Source organism: Enterobacter sp. N18-03635 (assembly GCF_004006055.1).
GTDB lineage: Bacteria > Pseudomonadota > Gammaproteobacteria > Enterobacterales > Enterobacteriaceae > Enterobacter > Enterobacter vonholyi.
In genome coordinates, this window is the sequence record NZ_CP034769.1 from 988,606 (window position 1) to 1,009,322 (window position 20,717).

20 protein-coding genes are annotated in these 20,717 nt (G+C 57.4%); 15 read left to right on the forward strand and 5 right to left on the reverse strand.

Going from position 1 to position 20,717, the window contains the following annotated elements; genetic code table 11:
* Nucleotides 1-106 precede the first annotated feature (106 nt).
* From malZ to ELK40_RS05375, 3 genes are all read left to right on the forward strand, one after another.
* Nucleotides 107-1,924: a maltodextrin glucosidase gene (gene malZ / locus ELK40_RS05365; protein WP_127729753.1), complete on the forward strand. Its 1,818-nt coding sequence runs from the start codon at nucleotides 107-109 to the stop codon at nucleotides 1,922-1,924.
* An 88-nt stretch (nucleotides 1,925-2,012) separates the two neighbouring features.
* Nucleotides 2,013-4,628, forward strand: a complete 2,616-nt coding sequence (locus ELK40_RS05370; protein ID WP_127729756.1) for a DUF2339 domain-containing protein — start codon at nucleotides 2,013-2,015, stop codon at nucleotides 4,626-4,628.
* Nucleotides 4,625-6,010, forward strand: coding sequence for a DUF3999 domain-containing protein (locus ELK40_RS05375; RefSeq protein ID WP_115874335.1), 1,386 nt, complete (start codon nucleotides 4,625-4,627; stop codon nucleotides 6,008-6,010). The genes ELK40_RS05370 and ELK40_RS05375 overlap by 4 nt, the downstream gene beginning before the upstream one ends.
* A gap of 43 nt (nucleotides 6,011-6,053) precedes the next feature.
* Here ELK40_RS05375 and ELK40_RS05380 read toward each other — a convergent pair whose 3' ends face one another.
* Complete coding sequence (locus ELK40_RS05380; RefSeq protein WP_008503347.1) at nucleotides 6,054-6,656, reverse strand: peroxiredoxin; 603 nt, start codon at nucleotides 6,654-6,656, stop codon at nucleotides 6,054-6,056.
* A 127-nt stretch (nucleotides 6,657-6,783) separates the two neighbouring features.
* The gene (gene acpH / locus ELK40_RS05385) at nucleotides 6,784-7,365 is read right to left on the reverse strand and encodes an ACP phosphodiesterase (protein WP_115874336.1); all 582 of its coding nucleotides are present in this window, start codon (nucleotides 7,363-7,365) and stop codon (nucleotides 6,784-6,786) included.
* A gap of 92 nt (nucleotides 7,366-7,457) precedes the next feature.
* Between acpH and queA the strand changes: the two genes are divergently transcribed.
* The 7 genes from queA to ELK40_RS05420 all read left to right on the forward strand — a co-directional run bounded on the left by queA (nucleotide 7,458) and on the right by ELK40_RS05420 (nucleotide 14,124).
* Nucleotides 7,458-8,528, forward strand: a complete 1,071-nt coding sequence (gene queA / locus ELK40_RS05390; RefSeq protein ID WP_115874337.1) for a tRNA preQ1(34) S-adenosylmethionine ribosyltransferase-isomerase QueA — start codon at nucleotides 7,458-7,460, stop codon at nucleotides 8,526-8,528.
* Between the two features lie 53 nt (nucleotides 8,529-8,581).
* On the forward strand, nucleotides 8,582-9,709 hold the full coding sequence (gene tgt / locus ELK40_RS05395) for a tRNA guanosine(34) transglycosylase Tgt (protein ID WP_003859110.1): 1,128 nt from the start codon (nucleotides 8,582-8,584) through the stop codon (nucleotides 9,707-9,709).
* A 22-nt stretch (nucleotides 9,710-9,731) separates the two neighbouring features.
* Nucleotides 9,732-10,064, forward strand: a complete 333-nt coding sequence (gene yajC / locus ELK40_RS05400) for a preprotein translocase subunit YajC (protein ID WP_003859109.1) — start codon at nucleotides 9,732-9,734, stop codon at nucleotides 10,062-10,064.
* Nucleotides 10,065-10,091: 27 nt separating this feature from the next.
* Entirely contained in the window at nucleotides 10,092-11,939 is a 1,848-nt protein-coding gene (secD, locus tag ELK40_RS05405) for a protein translocase subunit SecD (RefSeq protein ID WP_127729758.1), read from the forward strand.
* 10 nt (nucleotides 11,940-11,949) lie between these two features.
* On the forward strand, nucleotides 11,950-12,921 hold the full coding sequence (secF, locus tag ELK40_RS05410; RefSeq protein WP_127729761.1) for a protein translocase subunit SecF: 972 nt from the start codon (nucleotides 11,950-11,952) through the stop codon (nucleotides 12,919-12,921).
* A gap of 142 nt (nucleotides 12,922-13,063) precedes the next feature.
* Nucleotides 13,064-13,429, forward strand: coding sequence for a VOC family protein (locus ELK40_RS05415; protein ID WP_115874339.1), 366 nt, complete (start codon nucleotides 13,064-13,066; stop codon nucleotides 13,427-13,429).
* Between the two features lie 14 nt (nucleotides 13,430-13,443).
* Nucleotides 13,444-14,124 carry a YafY family protein gene (locus ELK40_RS05420; protein ID WP_111963426.1) on the forward strand — a complete coding sequence of 227 codons (681 nt, stop codon included), beginning with the start codon at nucleotides 13,444-13,446 and terminating at the stop codon, nucleotides 14,122-14,124.
* Nucleotides 14,125-14,212: 88 nt separating this feature from the next.
* On the opposite strand, the gene ELK40_RS05425 is transcribed toward ELK40_RS05420, so the two are convergent.
* The gene (locus ELK40_RS05425; RefSeq protein ID WP_115876032.1) at nucleotides 14,213-15,091 is read right to left on the reverse strand and encodes a nucleoside-specific channel-forming protein Tsx; all 879 of its coding nucleotides are present in this window, start codon (nucleotides 15,089-15,091) and stop codon (nucleotides 14,213-14,215) included.
* 270 nt (nucleotides 15,092-15,361) lie between these two features.
* Nucleotides 15,362-15,901 carry a DUF3251 domain-containing protein gene (locus ELK40_RS05430; RefSeq protein WP_115876033.1) on the reverse strand — a complete coding sequence of 180 codons (540 nt, stop codon included), beginning with the start codon at nucleotides 15,899-15,901 and terminating at the stop codon, nucleotides 15,362-15,364.
* A 152-nt stretch (nucleotides 15,902-16,053) separates the two neighbouring features.
* On the opposite strand from ELK40_RS05430, the gene nrdR reads away from it, so the two are divergent.
* The 5 genes from nrdR (at nucleotide 16,054) to thiL (ending at nucleotide 19,659) form a co-directional block, all read left to right on the forward strand.
* On the forward strand, nucleotides 16,054-16,503 hold the full coding sequence (gene nrdR / locus ELK40_RS05435) for a transcriptional regulator NrdR (protein ID WP_008503337.1): 450 nt from the start codon (nucleotides 16,054-16,056) through the stop codon (nucleotides 16,501-16,503).
* A 4-nt stretch (nucleotides 16,504-16,507) separates the two neighbouring features.
* The gene (gene ribD / locus ELK40_RS05440; protein ID WP_127729763.1) at nucleotides 16,508-17,611 is read left to right on the forward strand and encodes a bifunctional diaminohydroxyphosphoribosylaminopyrimidine deaminase/5-amino-6-(5-phosphoribosylamino)uracil reductase RibD; all 1,104 of its coding nucleotides are present in this window, start codon (nucleotides 16,508-16,510) and stop codon (nucleotides 17,609-17,611) included.
* Between the two features lie 87 nt (nucleotides 17,612-17,698).
* On the forward strand, nucleotides 17,699-18,169 hold the full coding sequence (gene ribE / locus ELK40_RS05445) for a 6,7-dimethyl-8-ribityllumazine synthase (protein ID WP_006176874.1): 471 nt from the start codon (nucleotides 17,699-17,701) through the stop codon (nucleotides 18,167-18,169).
* A gap of 21 nt (nucleotides 18,170-18,190) precedes the next feature.
* Nucleotides 18,191-18,610, forward strand: coding sequence for a transcription antitermination factor NusB (nusB, locus tag ELK40_RS05450; protein WP_006809908.1), 420 nt, complete (start codon nucleotides 18,191-18,193; stop codon nucleotides 18,608-18,610).
* 77 nt (nucleotides 18,611-18,687) lie between these two features.
* Nucleotides 18,688-19,659, forward strand: a complete 972-nt coding sequence (gene thiL / locus ELK40_RS05455) for a thiamine-phosphate kinase (protein ID WP_127729766.1) — start codon at nucleotides 18,688-18,690, stop codon at nucleotides 19,657-19,659.
* Nucleotides 19,660-19,721: 62 nt separating this feature from the next.
* Here thiL and ELK40_RS05460 read toward each other — a convergent pair whose 3' ends face one another.
* Nucleotides 19,722-20,696 carry an aldo/keto reductase gene (locus tag ELK40_RS05460; RefSeq protein ID WP_127729768.1) on the reverse strand — a complete coding sequence of 325 codons (975 nt, stop codon included), beginning with the start codon at nucleotides 20,694-20,696 and terminating at the stop codon, nucleotides 19,722-19,724.
* Nucleotides 20,697-20,717: the final 21 nt, after the last annotated feature.

The window sequence follows — 20,717 nt, forward strand, 5'->3', positions numbered from 1 at the left end:
TGGTGCCTCCTCCCCCGTCCTCCTCCCCCAATAAATCCCATCATGGTGAGCTATCCTTAACCACCCTGTGGCAAGGTGACGTCAATTTCATCAAAGGGGATTCGTGATGTTAAATGCCTGGCACCTTCCGGTTGCCCCATTTGTTAAGCAAAACAAAGACAACCTGGTGATTACGCTCTGGCTGGCGGGTGAAAACCAGCCTGAACGCGTGACGCTCCGCGCCGAAATCGATAACGAAGAGACCGGGTTGAAAATGCACAAGCTGCGCAGCCAGCCGCAGCCTGGCATCACGGCCTGGCGGGTGAATATCGACCTGCGCAGCGGGCAGCCTCGCCGCCGCTACAGCTTTAAGCTTTTGTGGAACAACCGTCAGCTGTGGTTTACCCCGCAGGGGTTTAGCCGTTTCCCGCCCGCACGGCTGGAACAGTTTGCGGTCGATTACCCGGATAACGGCCCGCAGTGGGTTAACGATCAGGTCTTTTACCAGATTTTCCCGGACCGTTTTGCGCGCAGCGAAAAGCGCACTGCCGACCAGGATAAGATCTATCACCACCATGCGGCGGGTCATGACATTATTCTGAAAGCGTGGGACGAGCCGTTAACCGCGCAGGCGGGCGGATCGACCTTCTACGGCGGCGATCTCGACGGCATCAGCGAAAAGCTGCCGTACCTGAAAAAACTCGGCGTGACGGCGCTGTATCTCAACCCGGTATTTAAAGCCCCGAGCGTACACAAGTACGATACCGAAGATTATCGCCACGTTGACGCGCAGTTTGGCGGTGACGAGGCGCTGCTGCGCCTGCGTAAGAACACTCAAAACGAAGGCATGCGCCTGATTCTGGACGGCGTGTTCAACCACAGCGGAGATTCGCATACGTGGTTTGACCGGCATAACCAGTCGATGGGCGGGGCATGTCATAACCCGGACTCGCCGCAGCGCGACTGGTACAGCTTTAACGAGGAGGGGCGTGCGCTGGACTGGCTGGGTTACCCAAGCCTGCCGAAGCTGGATTTCCAGTCGCCGTCTCTGGTGAACGAGATTTACGGCGGGGAAGACAGCATCGTGCGCCACTGGCTTAAGGCACCATGGAATATGGACGGCTGGCGCCTGGACGTGGTGCATATGCTCGGTGAAGCGGGCGGAGCGCGGAATAACCTTCAGCACGTCGCCGGGATCACTCGCTCGGCGAAAGCGGCCCAGCCGGAGGCGTTCGTTTTTGGCGAGCACTTTGGTGACGCGCGCCAGTGGCTGCAGAACGATGCGGAAGATGCGGCGATGAACTATCGCGGCTTTACCTTCCCGCTGTGGGGATTCCTCGCCAACACCGATATCTCCTACGATCCAAATCATATCGACGCGGAAACCTGCATGGCGTGGATGGAGAACTACCGCGCCGGGCTGTCGCATCAGCAGCAGCTGCGGATGTTTAACCAGCTCGATAGCCACGATACCGCGCGCTTTAAATCCCTGCTGGGCAAGGATGTCGCGCGTCTGCCGCTGGCGGTCACCTGGCTCTTCACCTGGCCGGGCGTGCCGTGCATCTACTACGGAGACGAGGTGGGGCTGGACGGCAACAACGATCCGTTCTGCCGCAAAACCTTCCCGTGGGAGCCAGAGAAGCAGGACAAGGTGCTGTTCAGCCTGTATCAGCGCCTGGCGAAGCTGCGTAAGCAGAGCCTTGCCCTGCGCTACGGCGGCTGTCAGGTGGTCTATGCGCACGATAACGTGGTGGTGTTTGCTCGCGTCTACAATCAGCAGCGCGTGCTGGTGGCCGTTAACCGGGGCGAGGCGTGCGAAGTGGTGCTGGATGATTCACCGCTGCTGAAGGTGGCGGCGTGGAAGAATAAAGAGGGCAAGGCGACGATACAGGACGGCGTGCTGGCGCTGCCTGCGGTATCCGCGACGATCTGGTTCGGCAGTTAAGACCTGCTAATGTTTCCACCTTTTAAGATGGCGCAAATGCAACGATTTGTGTCAATCTTAACGGATCGTTTACGGTGAAGGTGGAAACATGGACGAGCTTTACATCCTTGGCTGTTTGTTCCTGGTATTTGCGCTGCTGGTTGCGCCCGTGCTTGCGGTTATCGGGTTTAACCGAAGTACGGCAGCGCGGCAGGAGATAGCCCTGCTGCGCCAGCGCATTGAGGCGCTTGAGCACCGCGGCGTGTCTGAGAACGCGCCGGAACCGGTGCAGACCGCCGCGCCGGAGGCTGTTACCGCGCCGATAGTGGAGGAAGCTCCCGCGGCTGCTGACCCCTGGCGCCCCGATATTTCCGCTTCCGTGGCAGAACCCGCTCTGGCGCCTGCGCCAGCGGCAAAACAGCCTTCAGCCTTTGGCGGCATCCTGACGTCGCTGGCGCGCTGGTTCATGCAGGGCAATCCGCTGGCGAAGCTGGGCATTCTGCTGCTCTTCCTCGGCCTCTCTTTCCTGCTGCGCTATACCGTCGAACATTCCCTGTTCCCGCTTGAGCTGCGCCTCGTGGCAACGGCGCTGTTTGCCGTTATTCTGCTGGCGATTGGGTGGCGGGTGCGGCACAGGCAGCGCGTCTATGCGCTGATCCTCCAGGGCGGGGCGACCGGCGTGCTATACCTGACGGTGTTTGGCGCATTCCGGCTCTGGCAAATGCTGCCGATGACGCTGGCCTTTGCGCTTCTGGTGGTGATTTGCGCGGCGAGCGTCGGGCTGGCGGTGCTGCAGAAGGCGCTGAGTCTTGCCATGCTGGCGAGCCTTGGCGGATATCTCGCGCCGCTGCTGTTGTCTACCGGGGGCGGCAGCTTTGTGGCGCTGTTCTCTTTCTATCTTCTGCTTTCTATCGGCATTCTTGCTATCAGCATCTGGCAGCACTGGCGCGAGCTGAACCTGCTCGGGCTGCTGTTCACGTTCGGCGTGGGCGGCCTGTGGGGGCTGAGTGATTACCAGCCTGAAGACTATTGGATCTGCCAGCTGTTCCTGATTGCCAATACGCTGATTTTCGGCGTGCTGAGCGTGGCGCTGTCGCTGCGGGCGCAGGATAAAGGGAAGCAGATTATCGACGGCGTGCTGCTGTTTGCCCCGCCGCTGGTTGGTTTTGGAATGCAGTACGCCATGACGCAGCACTGGGACTATGGCCCGGCGCTGAGTGCCCTCGGATATGGTGCCTTTTATCTTACCCTCGCGTTCCTCGCGCTGCGTCGCTATCCCTCCCTCGGACGACCGCTGGTCATGGCGGCGCTGGCGATCGGCGGCGGGTTCGCCACGCTCGCCATTCCGCTGGCGCTGTCGGCTCGCTGGACGGCGATGGCCTGGGCGCTGGAGGGGCTGGGGATTCTCTGGCTGGGCGTGCAGCAGCATCAGCGTCGCATGAGCTATAGCGGGACGGCGCTGCTGGTGCTGGCGCTCGGCAGCGCGCTGTGGGCACAAACGGACGGCGTTACGGCGCTGAGCCTGTTCCTCATCTTCGCCATCCTCAGCCTTTGCTGGCTGGCTGCGGCCTGGCTGTGGCGGAATCTCTTTCTGCCGGTCAGCTGGGCGCTACTGGCAGGCGGGCTGCTGTTCTGGATAGTGGCGCAGCTGGGCGCGTCGCAGCTGGTACTGACGAAGGAATTACCGATTCTGGCGGGCGTGCTGGCGCTGACGGCGGCGTCGGTCTGGGGCTGGCGGCAGGTGGCTGCTAGCCTGACGTGGCGGGAGCTGGATGCCAGCAAATGGCTGCTGTGGCCGGTTATGCTGCTGATGGTGGGTTATCAGCTCTGGCATCAGCAGATCGTTACCGCCGGCTGGTCAAACCTGGCCTGGTGCGTTGCGCTTCCTGCCGCGCTAATGCTGTTGCGGCGCGATGGTGAAAGACTCCTGCCGCGCATCGCGATGGGGCTGCATTTGTCGCTGTTCTGGATGATTTTGCTGGCGCTGGCCGCGGAGCTTTACTGGTTTGCCCGGTCTCTGCCGTGGGGAATGGCGGCCTGGGGAAGCGGATTAGCGATGGCCGCAGGCGGCGGGGTGATTATGGCGCTTTCTGCAGCCGTACGGCGTCGCGTGTGGCCGTTCCGGGAGTGGCCTGCGCTCTATGCGTGTCTGGCATCGATCCCTGTCGTCGTGGCGCTGCTGGTATTGCTGGTGGTGACCAATTTCCAGGACGGCGTGGTCTATCGTCAGACCTGGCTGCCGCTGGTGAACCCGCTCGAGGAAGGTGCTGCGTTCGCCTTGCTGGGGCTGGTGGTCTTTTATCGGGTGGTGGATCGCTACTACCCGTCATGGCTTGCGCAAGCGCGCCCGTGGCCTGCCGTCGCGATTATGGCGTTTGGCTTCTGGTGGCTAAACGGTGTGCTGATGCGCGCCCTGGCCTGGTACGGCGACGTGGCCTGGAATATGGCATCGCTGTGGGATTCGCGGCTGATCCAGACAAGCTTTGCCCTGTTCTGGATGTTGAGCGCGCTGGTGGTCATGATCCATGCCACCCGCAAGGCTTCCCGGCAGGAGTGGCTTTGCGGTGCCGCGCTGCTGGGTGTGGTGATGGTGAAACTGATGCTGGTGGACAGCGCGGGCGGAGGCGGTCTGTCGCGCGCGGTGGCGTTTATCGGCGTGGCGATACTGGTACTGATAGTGGGCTATTTCTCGCCGCTACCGCCAAAAACAGGAGATGAAAAATGAAATGGATGAAAGCGGTTGCGTGTACCGCGCTGCTGGCGCTTTCCGGCCCGGCGTTCTGCGACGAAGTACCAACGGAATCGCCCCGTGACTATGCCTTTGGTCGTTCACTCGACACGTCCGTTCCTTCCCGGTGGTATCGGGTAATGCTGCCGCTTGCCGTCTATGAGCAAAGCACGTCGCCGGATCTGCACGATGTCCGCGTCTTTAACCAGTCGGGTGAGCCGGTTCCCTTTAGCCTGATCGCCGCGACGCGCCCGCAGGCGACAGCGCAATCCACGGCGCTGCGCCTCTTTCCGCTTGACGCCTCGCCGCTCGCGGCTGCCTCAGACGCCGGTGACAGCGATAAGATCCGGCTCCGATCCCGAAACGGCATTGAGATTGTGCTGGAGGGGCAAAAAGCCGCTGCGGCCGGGCAACATTACCTACTGACCCTGCCGGAGCAGACGACGGGTGAACTGGTCATATCCCAGCTGCAGCTCCTCTGGAATACCCATGAGACGCCGTGGCAGGGAACGGCGTCGGTCTATTACAGCGAGGATCTCAAGCGGTGGTATACCCTGCGCGAGGATATGCCGCTGCTGGACGTCGTCAGCGGTCAGGATCGTCTTAAGCTCGATCGGCTCGATACCGATACGGTTTTATCTCCCGATGCGAATCGCTATCTCATGGTGGTGCTGAATACGCAGAGCCAGGGGGTAACGTTGACCGGCGTAAACGCAATCAGCGCACCTGCCCAGACGGCCCCGGAAGAGATTAGTCTTGAAGGGGAAGGTGAGCAGCTATCGACAAGTGAAGCTCAGTGGCGCTGGGCGCGCCCGCAGCCGCTGAGTGCTGTCAGCATCTCGCTGAACGGCGATGGCGTTCTTCCCGTGGAGATCGCGTGGCGGAGTACCGAAAAAGAGGCATGGCACCCCCTGAAGAAAGAGGTTATTTACCGTCTGGAGGGGAAAACGTCCGGACCGGTTTCGCTTAGCGGGGGCCTGGTGCAGGCAGTGAAAATCACGACGCTGAATGCGCGACTGCCAGAATACCTGCCGAGCGTTACGGGGCATCGCGACCGCTATGATCTTGTGTTCAACGCGCAGGGGAAAGCGCCGTACGTCCTCGCATGGGGCAACGGTGCCGCAAAGCCTGCCAGCGTGGAGCCTGACATGCTGATCCCAGCCGACCTGCGCAAGACCTATGATATGGCGAACCTGCCGCAGGCCGATATTGTGGATGATGTCGCGTTGGGCGGCGAGGGGCGGCTGAACGCCACCTCTGCAGCTGAGCGGGCGAGCTGGCTGAACGCCCTGCTGGTATGGGGCGTACTGATTGCGGGCGTGATCCTGCTGGCGGGCATGGCCTGGCGCATCTGGCGAGAGACGCAGCGTAAGGCATAAAAAAAGGCCCGCATAAGCGGGCCTTTTTCGTAAACCGTGCCGATTACAGGCTGGATACGTTCTCAGACAGGTATTTAGCTACGCCGTCTGGGGAAGCAGCCATACCTTCTTTACCTTTTTCCCACTGAGCCGGGCACACTTCGCCGTGCTCTTCGTGGAACTGCAGCGCGTCAACCATGCGCAGCATTTCGTCGATGTTACGACCCAGCGGCAGATCGTTCACAACCTGGTGACGAACGATGCCGTTCGCGTCGATCAGGAAGGAACCGCGCAGCGCAACGCCAGCGTCCGGATGTTCGATACCGTAAGCCTGCTGGATTTCGCGTTTGATGTCCGCAACCATTGCGTATTTCACCGCACCGATGCCGCCTTTGTCGACAGGGGTGTTACGCCATGCGTTGTGTACAAACTCAGAGTCGAAGGAGACGCCAACAACTTCCACGCCACGCTTCTGGAATTCTTCATAACGTTTGTCGAACGCGATCAGCTCAGACGGGCAAACGAAAGTGAAGTCCATTGGCCAGAAGAACAGAACGGTCGCTTTACCGTTGGTGTGCTGTTTGAAGTTGAAGTTTTCAACGATTTCACCGTTGCCCAGAACTGCTGCAGCTGTAAAATCCGGAGCCGGACGAGTTACCAGAACCATATGATTCTCCTGTAGATACTAAGGTTATTTGGAACGCAACGCGAGCCAGTATAGAGAGTGTTCATGGATAAGACAAAGAGGTGGTGACAATCGTTCCGCCAGCTTTTACCTATCAATGTGATTTCTGTTAAAGCTGTTTGTTTTTCGCCTGCACCATCATGCGCGGGTAAAACTGCCAGAAGCGGGTCTCCAGCGCATCGTAATGTTCATCCAGGTCATACCAGGAATCCCGCAGCGCATCCAGGCGTGGGCGACGGCTCGCCATCCCGTTCAACACGTTCTGGATGAAGTCCATCTCGCGATAGCGCTCCAGCCAGCGTTCCGACCACAGGTAGTTATTCAGATTCACAAAGCGCGGCGGCGAGTCGGGCAGAATGATCGACACCTGCTGATGGGCATAGCGCACAAATTCGGGCAGGGGTAGCTCCGGCGAGAGCTGTGCCCAGTGGCGCGACAGGAAGTGATCCCACATCACGTCGAGGGTAATCGGCGCAACGCGGCGCGTTTCCGGCCGAAACCACGCTTTGGCTTCCGTCACTTCCGGCAGCTTATCCGTCAGCACGTCGATGCGGCGGTGCATAAAAATCCCGTCGACAACCTCAGGGGAGTAGTCCTCCGCGGGGTTGCCGCGAACGAAATCGGCCAGCAAATTGCCGGAAAGGGAACTGTCAGCAAGGTGCGCGAGATGCAGGTGAGCGAGAAAATTCATGCGTTTTATTTGTCCGGGGGCGGCTAGTTGTTGCAGCAAAAGGGTGTGAGCACTAGACTATGCCGCCTGTTTTTAAGTCACGAGTATACGTCATGCGCGTCGCCGATTTCTCCTTTGAACTACCTGAATCCCTGATTGCTCACTATCCCATGCCTGAGCGCAGCAGCTGTCGCTTACTGTCACTGGATGGGCCAACGGGCGAGCTGACGCACGGTACTTTCACCGATTTGCTCGACAAGCTCAACCCTGGCGATCTGCTGGTCTTTAACAATACCCGCGTGATCCCGGCGCGCCTGTTCGGCCGTAAAGCCAGCGGCGGCAAGATTGAAGTGCTGGTCGAACGTATGCTCGATGATAAACGTATTCTGGCACATATTCGCGCCTCCAAAGCCCCGAAGCCGGGCGCGGAGCTGCTGCTGGGCGATGATGAGAGCATCAAGGCGACCATGACCGCGCGCCACGACGCGCTGTTCGAGGTGGAGTTCAACGACGAACGCACGGTGCTCGATATCCTGAACGCCATCGGCCACATGCCGCTGCCGCCGTATATTGAGCGTCCGGACGAAGAGGCTGACCGCGAGCTGTACCAGACCGTCTACAGCCAGAAGCCTGGCGCCGTCGCTGCGCCGACCGCGGGCCTGCATTTTGATGAGCCGCTGCTGGAGAAACTGCGCGCGAAGGGCGTGGAGATGGCGTTCGTGACGCTCCACGTCGGCGCGGGGACCTTCCAGCCGGTGCGCGTGGACAGCATTGAAGATCACATCATGCACTCTGAGTATGCCGAAGTGCCTCAGGACGTGGTGGACGCGGTGCTGGCGGCGAAAGCGCGCGGCAGCCGCGTCGTGGCGGTCGGTACGACGTCCGTGCGCTCACTCGAGAGCGCCGCGCAGGCAGCGAAGAACGATCTTATTGAGCCATTCTTTGGCGATACGCAGATCTTTATCTACCCGGGCTATCAGTACAAAGTAATTGACGCGCTGGTGACCAACTTCCATCTGCCTGAATCGACGCTGATTATGCTGGTTTCCGCGTTTGCCGGTTATCAGCACACTATGGCGGCCTACAAGTCTGCGGTAGAACAAAAATATCGCTTTTTTAGCTACGGGGACGCGATGTTTATCACGTACAATCCGCTGGCTTTGAATGAGCGTGTCGGGGAATAAGTCCGCGGCACCGTTTTACAACGTTGGACTGTTTTTCTGACGTCGGAGAAAAAATGAAATTTGAACTCGATACCACCGACGGTCGCGCGCGTCGCGGTCGCCTGGTGTTTGATCGCGGCGTGGTGGAAACCCCCGCGTTTATGCCTGTGGGCACGTACGGCACCGTAAAAGGGATGACGCCGGAAGAAGTAGAAGCCACGGGCGCACAGATTATCCTCGGCAACACCTTCCACCTGTGGCTGCGTCCGGGCCAGGAGATCATGAAGCTCCACGGCGACCTGCACGATTTCATGCAGTGGAAAGGCCCTATCCTGACCGACTCCGGCGGCTTCCAGGTCTTCAGCCTGGGCGATATCCGTAAGATCACCGAACAGGGCGTTCACTTCCGTAACCCGATCAACGGCGATCCGATTTTCCTCGATCCGGAAAAATCGATGGAGATTCAGTACGATCTCGGATCTGATATCGTGATGATCTTCGACGAATGTACGCCATACCCGGCCGACTGGGATTACGCCAAGCGTTCAATGGAGATGTCTCTGCGCTGGGCGAAGCGAAGCCGTGACCGTTTTGACTCCCTGCAGAACAAAAATGCGCTGTTCGGCATTATCCAGGGCAGCGTTTACGAAGATTTACGCGATATCTCTGTTAAAGGTCTGGTAGAGATAGGTTTTGATGGCTACGCTGTCGGCGGTTTGGCTGTGGGTGAGCCGAAGGAAGACATGCACCGTATTCTGGAGCATGTCTGCCCGCAAATCCCGGCGGATAAACCACGATACCTGATGGGCGTGGGGAAACCGGAAGATCTGGTTGAAGGCGTACGCCGCGGCATTGATATGTTCGACTGCGTCATGCCAACCCGCAACGCGCGTAACGGCCATTTGTTCGTTACCGATGGCGTGGTGAAAATCCGTAACGCGAAGCATAAGAGTGACACCAGCCCGCTCGATTCTGAGTGCGATTGCTATACCTGTCGCAATTATTCTCGCGCGTATCTGCATCATCTCGATCGTTGCAATGAGATTTTGGGCGCGCGTCTCAATACCATTCATAATCTTCGTTATTATCAGCGCTTAATGGCTGGTTTACGTAAGGCTATCGAAGAGGGTAAATTAGAGAGCTTCGTGACCGATTTCTACCAACGTCAGGGGCGGGATGTTCCACCGTTGAACGTTGATTAATTTTAATAATGAGGGAATTTGAATGAGCTTTTTTATTTCTGATGCGGTAGCGGCAACAGGTGCTCCAGCGCAGGGCAGCCCGATGTCTCTGATTCTGATGCTGGTTGTGTTCGGTCTGATCTTCTACTTCATGATCCTGCGTCCACAGCAGAAGCGCACCAAAGAGCACAAAAACCTGATGAACTCCATTGCGAAAGGCGATGAAGTGCTGACTAACGGTGGTCTGGTCGGTCGCGTAACCAAAGTGGCTGAAAACGGCTACATTGCTATCGCCCTGAACGACACCACTGAAGTGGTCATCAAACGTGACTTCGTAGCTGCCGTTCTGCCGAAAGGCACCATGAAGGCGCTGTAATCCCAACTTTTCCCAAAGGGAACTGCCGTGTTAAACCGTTATCCTTTGTGGAAGTACATCATGCTGGTCGTCGTGATTCTCGTCGGCCTGCTGTACGCGCTTCCCAACCTGTATGGTGAGGATCCGGCTGTTCAAATCACTGGCGCGCGCGGTGTCGCCGCCAGTGAGCAAACGCTGATCCAGGTCCAGAAAACGTTACAAGAAGAAAAAATTACCGCTAAGTCTGTGGCTCTGGAAGAGGGCGCAATTCTTGCTCGCTTCGACACCACCGACACGCAGCTCCGCGCTCGCGAAGTGCTGATGGGCGTGCTGGGTGACAAATACGTCGTGGCGCTTAACCTTGCCCCTGCAACCCCGCGTTGGCTGGCTGCGATGAAAGCAGAGCCAATGAAACTCGGTCTTGACCTGCGTGGCGGCGTTCACTTCCTGATGGAAGTGGATATGGATACCGCGCTCGGCAAGCTGCAGGAACAGAATATCGACAGCCTGCGCAGCGATCTGCGTGATAAAGGCATCGCTTACACCACCGTGCGTAAAGAAGATAACTACGGCATGAGCATCACGTTCCGCGACAGCGCGGCGCGCGATCAGGCTGTAGATTATCCGACTCAACGTCACCGTGACCTGGTGATCTCCTCGCAGGGCAGCAACCAGCTGCGTGCGGTGATGACCGATGCGCGCCTGAAAGAAGCGCGTGAATATGCCGTTCAGCAGAACATCAACATTCTGCGTAACCGTGTAAACCAACTGGGTGTGGCCGAGCCGCTGGTACAGCGTCAGGGTGCTGACCGTATCGTGGTTGAACTGCCGGGTATTCAGGACACCGCGCGTGCGAAAGAGATTCTGGGGGCGACCGCAACCCTGGAATTCCGTCTGGTGAATACCAACGTTGACCAGTCTGCTGCCGCTTCTGGCCGTATTCCGGGTGACTCCGAAGTGAAACAGACCCGCGAAGGTCAGCCAGTTGTGCTGTACAAACGCGTGATTCTGACCGGTGATCACATCACCGACTCCACGTCGAGCCAGGACGAATACAACCAGCCGCAGGTTAACATCTCGCTCGATAGCGCGGGTGGTAACATCATGTCTAACTTCACCAAGGACAACATCGGTAAACCGATGGCAACCCTGTTCGTGGAGTACAAAGACAGCGGTAAGAAAGATGCAAACGGTCGTGCTGTGCTGGTGAAAGAGGAAGAGGTGATTAACATCGCCAATATCCAGTCTCGTCTGGGTAACAGCTTCCGTATTACCGGCATCAACAACCCGAACGAAGCGCGTCAGCTCTCCCTGCTGCTGCGTGCCGGTGCGCTGATTGCGCCAATTCAGATTGTTGAAGAACGTACCATTGGTCCAACTCTGGGTATGCAAAACATCCAGCAGGGCCTGGAAGCGTGTCTGGCCGGTCTGGTGGTCTCTATTCTGTTCATGATCTTCTTCTATAAGAAGTTTGGTCTGATTGCGACCTCTGCGCTGATTGCGAACCTGGTGCTGATTATCGGCATCATGTCCCTGCTGCCGGGGGCGACGCTGACCATGCCGGGTATTGCGGGTATCGTTCTGACCCTTGCGGTGGCGGTCGACGCCAACGTACTGATTAACGAACGTATCAAAGAAGAGTTGAGCAACGGTCGTTCTGTTCAGCAGGCGATTGACGAAGGTTATAAAGGCGCGTTCAGCTCTATCTTCGATGCGAACGTAACAACACTGATCAAGGTTCTTATCCTGTATGCAGTGGGTACCGGCGCTATCAAAGGCTTTGCGATTACAACCGGTATCGGTGTCGCAACGTCAATGTTTACCGCTATTGTCGGCACCCGTGCCATCGTGAACCTGCTGTACGGCGGCAAGCGCGTCAAAAAGCTGTCTATCTGAGGAGTGCGTTGTGGCACAGGAATATACTGTTGAACAATTGAACCACGGCCGTAAAGTCTGGGACTTTATGCGCTGGGACTACTGGGCCTTCGGCATTTCAGGTTTCCTGCTGATTCTGTCCATCGCCATTATGGGCGTGAAAGGCTTTAACTGGGGGCTCGATTTTACCGGTGGTACGGTAATTGAAATCTCCCTGGAAAAACCGGTCGATATGGACCAGATGCGCGAATCGCTTCAGAAAGCGGGCTTTGAAGAGCCGCTGCTGCAGAACTTCGGCAGCAGCCGCGACATCATGGTACGTATGCCGCCGGTGCACGATGCCAACGGCAGCCAGGAGCTGGGCAGTAAGGTTGTTAGCGTGATTAACGAAACAACCAGCCAGAACGCGGCGGTTAAGCGTATTGAGTTCGTCGGCCCAAGCGTAGGTGCTGACCTGGCGCAGACCGGTGCGATGGCGCTGCTGGTGGCGCTGATCTCCATCCTGGTGTACGTCGGTTTCCGCTTTGAGTGGCGACTGGCGGCCGGTGTGGTTATCGCCCTGGCGCACGACGTGGTGATCACCATGGGCATACTGTCGCTGTTCCACATTGAGATTGACCTGACGATCGTGGCATCACTGATGTCCGTTATCGGTTACTCGCTGAACGACAGTATCGTGGTATCTGACCGTATTCGTGAAAACTTCCGTAAGATCCGTCGCGGTACGCCGTACGAAATCTTTAACGTGTCGTTGACCCAGACGCTGCACCGTACCTTGATCACCTCCGGTACTACCCTGATGGTGATCCTGATGCTGTTCCTCTTCGGTGGTCCGGTACTGGAAGGCTTCTCGCTGACCATGCTGATTGGTGTCACCATCGGTACGGCGTCGTCTATCTACGTTGCGTCCGCCCTGGCACTGAAACTCGGCATGAAGCGCGAGCACCTGCTCCAGCAGAAAGTCGAGAAAGAAGGGGCGGATCAGCCGTCCATTCTGCCGTAAGGCGACGTTTAGCGCGTTATCGAAATCCCGGTCGGTTGACCGGGATTTTTTTTATCTGCTCCTGACAAACACTCCTGACAGTATGCTGTCAGGAGCCCTGTCGTAGACTCCTTCTGAACCCAAACAACAGGCAGGAGGATGTATGAAAAGCGTCATTAACTGGTTTGAAATTCCGGTCTCGGATATGGAGCGCGCCATCAAATTTTATGAGCCCGTGATGCAGCTTGCGCTGCGTCGCGAGAAAATGGACTGTGCGGAGCTGGCCGTTTTCCCGCATGAGGATCCGGGTACCGGAGGCGCACTGGCAAAATTTGACGGCGTTACACCGTCTTTGCAGGGCGCTATTATTTACCTGCATACTGACAATCTGGCGGCCACGCTCGATCGCATCGCCTCTGCGGGCGGCGAGTGCGTGTTTGGCCCGCTGGAACTGCCGCATGGCATTGGCACTATCGCCTTGTTTACCGACAGCGAGGGCAACCGCGTCGGGCTCCATCAACCTGCCTGAGAGCGGACAAAGTTATGACCCGACGCGCTGACCGTTTGTTTCAGATTGTGCAGATCCTGCGGGGCAGGCGTCTGACAACGGCAGCGCATCTCGCGGACCGGCTTGGCGTGTCCGAGCGCACGGTATATCGCGATATCCGCGACCTGTCGCTTTCCGGCGTGCCGGTGGAAGGTGAGGCGGGAAGTGGATATCGGCTGATGTCGGGCTTTGACCTGCCGCCGCTGATGCTGACAAATAAGGAGTCCGAGGCGCTGATCGTCGCGATTCGCCTGCTCAAAACCTGGGGTGGGGAATCGCTGTCGCGCGAGCTGGAGTCGGCTCAGGAGAAGGTGCTGGCTATCCTGCCCGAGGAGAGCCGCCGAAAGGCGGAGCAGACGCGGATCTACGCCCCGGACTTTTGCATGCAAAGCCACTCCCGCAGCGATTTTGACATGATTCATCAGGCGATTTCCGCCCAGCGCGTGCTGGCGCTGCATTACCGTGATGAAGCCGGACAGCTGTCTAAACGTGAGGTTCAGCCGCTGGGGCTATTCTTCTGGGGAGAGCGCTGGCTGCTGGCCGCGTGGTGTGAACGGCGCGATGACTATCGCTGTTTCCGGCTCGACCGATGCCTCAATATTGTGGCTACGGAGAGGCGTTTTAGCGAGAGCGCGGACAGGTCTCTGGCGGATTTTTTGCGGAAGGTGAAGCAGTAAAAGGCCGGGTGGTGGCTACGCCTTACCCGGCCTACATTTGGGTCGTAGGCCCGGTAAGCGTAGCGCCACCGGGCGAAACCCGCACTGATTAGAAGTTGTAACCTACAACCAGGTAACCACCCCAACCGGTAGAACGGACGTTTTCTTTCATCCAATTCAGGTCGGCGTCGTCGTTCCACTGACCGCCGTTGTGCCAGTAACGCGCCACTACAGAGTAGTGCCAGTGATCGTAGTTCAGCGCCAGGATGTGGCTGGAGGCGATGGAGTCGTTAGTACGCTGTTTAATACCGTTCTCTGCGTAACCGCTCTTATCTCCCAGTTCTGAACCCCAGTCGAAGTTTGTGAAGCCGATGTAGCTCAGGTTACCGCCCCACAGCTGAGTGATTGGTACAAAGTATTTCACTTTGAAACGGTAGCCATCCCACTCATTCTGGTTTTCTGCACCGTAGTTCTGCCACTGGTATTTCGCGTAAACGTTCAGGGACAGGCTCATTGGCAGGCCGGTGTCGATGTCCGTACCCAGACCCATATACCAGGTGCTCTGACGACCGGACTCGTTGCGGCCCATGTCGTAGATATAGTTGTTCGCGAAGTACCACTCTTTGAACGGACCGAAGCTGAGGTCGGCGCCGGTCAGCTTGTCGATGGAGAAGCGCGGCTCGATCTCCATGAACAGCGGAGAACCGTGGTTCCAGATACCTTTTGCCTGAGAGTTACCGCCGAAGAAGACCGGTGCATCCATGTAGCCGTAGAAATCAAACCAGTCTTTCTTGGCGAATGCTTCGTACTCCAGGTAGGTATCGTTGCGGATCTGTGGTCCGAAACGGGTGTGGTAGCTGCCGACGACGTTAACGCTCTGGTGCCACCAGTCGGAGAGGTATTGTGGTTTATCGTTTTCCGCTGCGTTAACAGTGAAAGAGGAAGAAAGTGCCAGCACGGCGCCAGCTGCGAGTAATGTTTTTTTCATAATCATGCCACTGATTGAAATTCCCTTTCGGGAGTGAAAAATGCGCGAATTGCGTTTCTAAATATTTCGTGTTTCTGCGGTGCCTATTATAGGAATCCCTGCTCACAAAAATATGTGTTGTTTCACATATCTCTCACACGCGTAATCGATTGCGTTCACGTTTGCGTACTTTAAACGGCCGGGATTGTAGCGGCAATCATTTATGTTGCCAATCCATACGAAATGTAAATGTTAGCGGAGTGACATTGCGCTCCGCTAAAAAGGAGGGGATTAGTGCGCGGCGGGTTGAATGTCGTGAATGCGGATAAAGCCTAACTGTTCCGGCGTAAGGCCGCTTAACTGAAGCGGAATATCCACATCGCTTGGTGCTAAAACACTGGCCGGGGCGGTGAAGAGCTGATTCTTCACGTTCACCTCCTGGTAGCTCTCAGTAGTGCCCTGGATCTGCCCCCACTCGACGGTGCCGCTGAAGGCCGGAAGCGGATCGTTGGACTCTCCCTGGATGCGTAATGTTGCGCGAGTACCATCTGCGTTCGCCGCCACATTCACCAGAGACATTTTTAGCGTGCCGATCTGACTATTGAGACGCGCAGGCGTATTCGCGCCCGGAAGCAGATAAACCCCGCTGCTGGATTTGGCATTCAGCGCGTTTTGCTGGGTGATTTTCACCGTTTCTTTGTTCAGCTTGTCCATCGCCGTATTGAGCGTATTGACGCTCTGTTTCAACTGACGGACTTCGGTTTGCTGTGCACAGGCGCTAAGGGTGAAGAGGCTCCCCACCAGCAAGATTTTCAGGTAACGTCTTGTCATTGCGTTTATTTCCTTGAAATAACGGATCGCCTTAATGGTAGCCAGCATCATCATGTGAGATATAGATCCTTTGTCTCAAAAAGCTCTTCCTTTGTTGTCAGGCCAGATCAGGGTAAAATGAAAATTAGTTAACCAGATAACAGGGATACCGTATGCATTGCCCATTCTGCTCCGCTGTGGATACCAAAGTCATCGACTCTCGTCTTGTGGGCGAAGGGTCATCCGTACGCCGTCGTCGGCAGTGTCTGGTGTGCAACGAGCGTTTCACGACCTTTGAGGTTGCAGAGCTGGTAATGCCGCGCGTGGTAAAAAGTAACGACGTGCGCGAGCCGTTTAACGAAGAGAAACTGCGCAGCGGGATGCTGAAGGCCCTCGAAAAACGTCCCGTCAGCGCAGACGACGTGGAGATGGCGTTAAACCACATAAAATCTTACCTTCGTGGTTTGGGTGAGCGTGAAGTGCCAAGCAAAATGATCGGCAACCTGGTGATGGAGCAGTTGAAAAAGCTCGATAAGGTCGCTTATATCCGCTTCGCCTCGGTCTACCGCAGCTTCGAAGACATCAAAGAGTTTGGCGAAGAAATCGCCCGCTTACAGGATTAAGCTCATGCAGGATGAGATCTACATGGCGCGAGCCATGAAGCTGGCGCAGCGCGGCCGTTTTACTACCCATCCCAACCCGAACGTCGGGTGCGTTATCGTCAACGATGGCGAGATTGTAGGAGAGGGGTTTCACTATCGGGCGGGCGAACCGCATGCCGAGGTTCATGCGTTGCGCATGGCCGGTGAGAAGGCGCGCGGTGCCACAGCCTACGTCACGCTGGAGCCCTGCAGCCATCACGGGCGTACGCCGCCGTGCTGTGAAGCGTTGATCGCGGCGGGTGTTTCACGCGTGGTCGCATCGATGCAGGACCCAAATCCGCAGGTGGCGGGACGCGGTCTGTATCGTCTGCAGCAGGAAGGCATTGACGTCAGCCATGGTCTGATGATGCAGGATGCGGAAGCGCTCAATAAAGGTTTCCTGAAGCGCATGCGCACGGGGTTCCCGTATATTCAGCTCAAGCTGGGCGCCTCGCTGGACGGCCGTACGGCAATGGCAAACGGTGAAAGCCAGTGGATCACTTCTCCACAGGCAAGGCGCGATGTGCAACGCCTGCGCGCGCAAAGCCATGCTATTCTCACCAGCAGTGAAACCGTTCTGGCTGACGATCCGGCCATGACCGTGCGCTGGGACGAGCTGAATGCCGATACCCAGGCTCTTTACCCGCAGGAGAACCTGCGTCAGCCGCTGCGTATTGTCATTGATAGCCAGAACCGCGTGACGCCGGAGCACCGCATCGTCCAGCAGCCTGGTGAGACCTGGATTGCCCGCACCAAAGAAGATACGCGCGAATGGCCGGAAGGCGTGCGCAGCATTCTGGTGCCGGAGCATAACGGCCATCTGGATCTGGTGGTGCTGATGATGCTGCTCGGCAAGCAGCAGGTGAACAGCATCTGGGTAGAGGCGGGGCCAACGCTCGCCGGTGCGCTCTTACAGGCCGGGCTGGTGGATGAACTGCTTGTTTACGTTGCGCCTAAACTGTTAGGCCACGACGCGCGCGGCCTGTTTGTGCTGCCCGGCCTTGAAAAACTGGCCGACGCACCGCAACTCACATTTAGCGAGATTCGTCCGGTAGGTCCGGATGTCTGCCTCCACTTAACGACAGCGTAATTGCTCCTGAAATAGGGAAGCAGTGCGCAAAGTATTATGATAAAATCCGCCCCCCTGCGGGGCCAAATGAACCCGTAAAGGAAGAGTATGAACATTATTGAAGCTGCTGTAGCTACCCCGGACGCTCGCGTCGCCATCACCATTGCGCGTTTCAACAACTTCATCAACGACAGCCTGCTGGAAGGTGCGATTGACGCCCTGAAACGTATCGGTCAGGTTAAAGATGACAACATTACCGTTGTTTGGGTTCCAGGCGCTTACGAACTGCCACTGGCGGCAGGCGCGCTGGCGAAAACCGGTAAATACGACGCGGTGATTGCGCTGGGTACCGTTATTCGTGGCGGCACTGCGCACTTCGAATACGTTGCGGGCGGTGCAAGCAACGGCCTGGCACACGTTGCGCAGGATGCTGAAATTCCTGTCGCATTCGGCGTGCTGACCACCGAAAGTATTGAACAAGCCATCGAACGTGCTGGCACCAAAGCCGGTAACAAAGGTGCAGAAGCTGCACTGACCGCGCTTGAAATGATTAATGTATTGAAAGCCATCAAGGCCTGATTTTTTTGTAAGGGGAATTCCGTGAAACCTGCTGCTCGTCGCCGCGCCCGTGAATGTGCCGTCCAGGCACTTTACTCCTGGCAGTTGTCCCAGAACGACATCGCTGATGTTGAATACCAGTTCCTGTCAGAACAGGACGTGAAAGACGTTGACGTTCTGTACTTCCGTGAACTGCTGTCGGGAGTGGCGACTAATAGCGCGTATCTCGATGGTCTGATGAAGCCATACCTGTCCCGTCTGCTCGAAGAGCTGGGCCAGGTAGAAAAAGCAGTGTTGCGTATTGCGCTGTTTGAGCTGTCTAAACGTGATGATGTGCCGTACAAAGTGGCCATCAACGAAGCGATCGAACTGGCGAAAACCTTCGGCGCTGAAGACAGCCACAAGTTTGTAAACGGCGTACTTGATAAAGCAGCACCTGCGATCCGTCCCCACAAAAAGTGATCCGCAAACCGGAGTCCTGCATTGCCTGACGGGCGGTGCGGCTCCGGTTTTTTCTTTTATTTGCTGAGGCATAACGTATGGCATGCGGCGAATTCTCCCTGATTGCCCGTTATTTCGACCGTGTCAGAACCTCTCGTCTTGATGTTGAAACCGGCATCGGCGATGACTGTGCACTTCTCAATATTCCAGAAAAACAGACGCTGGCCATCAGCACCGACACTCTGGTGTGCGGCCGTCATTTCTTACCGGATATCGATCCTGCCGATCTGGCGTATAAAGCACTGGCGGTTAACGTCAGCGATCTGGCGGCGATGGGTGCCGATCCCGCGTGGTTAACGCTGGCGCTGACGCTGCCTGAGGTGGACGAATCCTGGCTTGAAGCTTTCAGCGATGCGCTGTTTGAGCAGCTTAACTACTACGATATGCAGCTGATTGGCGGTGATACCACTGCCGGGCCGCTGTCGATGACGCTGGCGATCCACGGCTATGTGCCGCTCGGCCGCGCCCTGAAGCGCTCGGGTGCAAAACCCGGCGACTGGATCTACGTCACCGGTACGCCGGGTGACAGTGCGGCAGGGCTGGCGATTCTCCAGGATCGCTTAACCGTAAAGGATGCCGACGACGCGGCGTATCTGGTGAAACGCCATCTGCGCCCAACGCCGCGTATTCTGCACGGCCAGGCGCTGCGCGAGCGCGCGAGCTCTGCTATCGACCTCTCTGACGGGCTGATCTCAGACCTTGGCCATATTTTAAAGGCCAGCGGCGTTGGGGCGCGCGTTGATCTGGATCTGTTCCCGCTGTCAGAGGAACTGCTTCGTCATGTCGAACCTGAGCAGGCGCTGCGCTGGGCGCTGTCCGGTGGCGAAGATTACGAGCTGTGCTTTACCGTTCCGGAGCTGAACCGTGGAACGCTCGACGTGGCGTTAGTGCATCTTGGTGCGAAATTCACCTGCATAGGTCAGATCATGCCGGAGAGTGAAGGGCTGAAGTTTGTGAAAGACGGTGCGCCGGTTACGCTGGACTGGAAAGGGTACGATCACTTCGCGTGAGTTTGTACGCTTTGTATTGCCGGGCGGCGGCTCCGCCTTACCCGGCCTACAAAAGATGGGGCTTATTTAAACCCCACCACCGGATGCGGCTGATACGGCGTCTCCAGCTCGGCAACCTGTTCGGGCGTCAGCGTGATATCCACCGCGTTTAACAGTTCGTCCAACTGCTCTTCCCGGGACGTGCCGATAATGGGAGCCGCGACGCCGCGCTTGCCCAGCAGCCACGCCAGCGCCACCTGGGCGCGGGTTGCGCCGGTATCATCGGCAATCCCGGCCAGGCGTTCGGCAATCAGTGCATCGCTGGCCTCTGTTCCTTCATAGAGATTTTTTCCCACTTCATCCGAGACCAGACGGGCCGTAGTTTCGCCCCACGGACGGGTCAGGCGACCGCGCGCGAGCGGGCTCCACGGGATGACCGCCACGCCCTCCTGATGGCACAGTGGCAGCATCTCACGCTCTTCTTCACGATAGATCAGATTGTAGTGATCCTGCATGGTGACAAAGCACGCCCAGCCGTGCTGCGCCTGCAGATCCAGCGCCTGGGCAAACTGCGACGCATGCATAGACGACGCGCCGATGTAGCGTGCTTTACCGGCTTTGACCACGTCGTTGAGCGCCTCAAGCGTCTCCTCGATCGGCGTGTTGTAATCCCAGCGGTGAATTTGCAGCAGGTCGACGTAATCCATGTTCAGGCGTCTGAGGCTGTCATCAATGGAGCGCAGGATCTGCGCGCGAGAAAGGCCCTGCGGCAGGTCACCCACCGGGTAGTAGACCTTGGTGGCAACGACAACGTCATCCCGACGGGCAAAATCGCGCAGGGCGCGGCCGACAATCTCCTCGCTGCTGCCGTCGGAGTAGCTGTTGGCGGTGTCAAAGAAGTTAATGCCGCCCTCGATGGCGCGTTTGATAATCGGACGGCTGCTCTCTTCCGGCAGCGTCCAGGCGTGGTTCCCCCGATCGGGCTCGCCAAAGGTCATGCAGCCCAGGCCAAGTCGGGAAACCTTAAGGTCCGTTTTTCCTAATGTTGTGTATTGCACGGTTCCGCTCCTGCTGTTTAA

What these genes read in the sequence shown, in the direction of transcription:
- malZ (WP_127729753.1), top strand. Translation starts at nt 107, where the DNA reads ATGTTAAATGCCTGGCACCTTCCGGTTGCCCCATTTGTTAAGCAAAAC.
- ELK40_RS05370 (WP_127729756.1), top strand. Translation starts at nt 2,013, where the DNA reads ATGGACGAGCTTTACATCCTTGGCTGTTTGTTCCTGGTATTTGCGCTG.
- ELK40_RS05375 (WP_115874335.1), top strand. Translation starts at nt 4,625, where the DNA reads ATGAAATGGATGAAAGCGGTTGCGTGTACCGCGCTGCTGGCGCTTTCC.
- ELK40_RS05380 (WP_008503347.1), bottom strand. Translation starts at nt 6,656, where the DNA reads ATGGTTCTGGTAACTCGTCCGGCTCCGGATTTTACAGCTGCAGCAGTT.
- acpH (WP_115874336.1), bottom strand. Translation starts at nt 7,365, where the DNA reads ATGAATTTTCTCGCTCACCTGCATCTCGCGCACCTTGCTGACAGTTCC.
- queA (WP_115874337.1), top strand. Translation starts at nt 7,458, where the DNA reads ATGCGCGTCGCCGATTTCTCCTTTGAACTACCTGAATCCCTGATTGCT.
- tgt (WP_003859110.1), top strand. Translation starts at nt 8,582, where the DNA reads ATGAAATTTGAACTCGATACCACCGACGGTCGCGCGCGTCGCGGTCGC.
- yajC (WP_003859109.1), top strand. Translation starts at nt 9,732, where the DNA reads ATGAGCTTTTTTATTTCTGATGCGGTAGCGGCAACAGGTGCTCCAGCG.
- ELK40_RS05415 (WP_115874339.1), top strand. Translation starts at nt 13,064, where the DNA reads ATGAAAAGCGTCATTAACTGGTTTGAAATTCCGGTCTCGGATATGGAG.
- ELK40_RS05420 (WP_111963426.1), top strand. Translation starts at nt 13,444, where the DNA reads ATGACCCGACGCGCTGACCGTTTGTTTCAGATTGTGCAGATCCTGCGG.
- ELK40_RS05425 (WP_115876032.1), bottom strand. Translation starts at nt 15,091, where the DNA reads ATGAAAAAAACATTACTCGCAGCTGGCGCCGTGCTGGCACTTTCTTCC.
- ELK40_RS05430 (WP_115876033.1), bottom strand. Translation starts at nt 15,901, where the DNA reads ATGACAAGACGTTACCTGAAAATCTTGCTGGTGGGGAGCCTCTTCACC.
- nrdR (WP_008503337.1), top strand. Translation starts at nt 16,054, where the DNA reads ATGCATTGCCCATTCTGCTCCGCTGTGGATACCAAAGTCATCGACTCT.
- ribD (WP_127729763.1), top strand. Translation starts at nt 16,508, where the DNA reads ATGCAGGATGAGATCTACATGGCGCGAGCCATGAAGCTGGCGCAGCGC.
- ribE (WP_006176874.1), top strand. Translation starts at nt 17,699, where the DNA reads ATGAACATTATTGAAGCTGCTGTAGCTACCCCGGACGCTCGCGTCGCC.
- thiL (WP_127729766.1), top strand. Translation starts at nt 18,688, where the DNA reads ATGGCATGCGGCGAATTCTCCCTGATTGCCCGTTATTTCGACCGTGTC.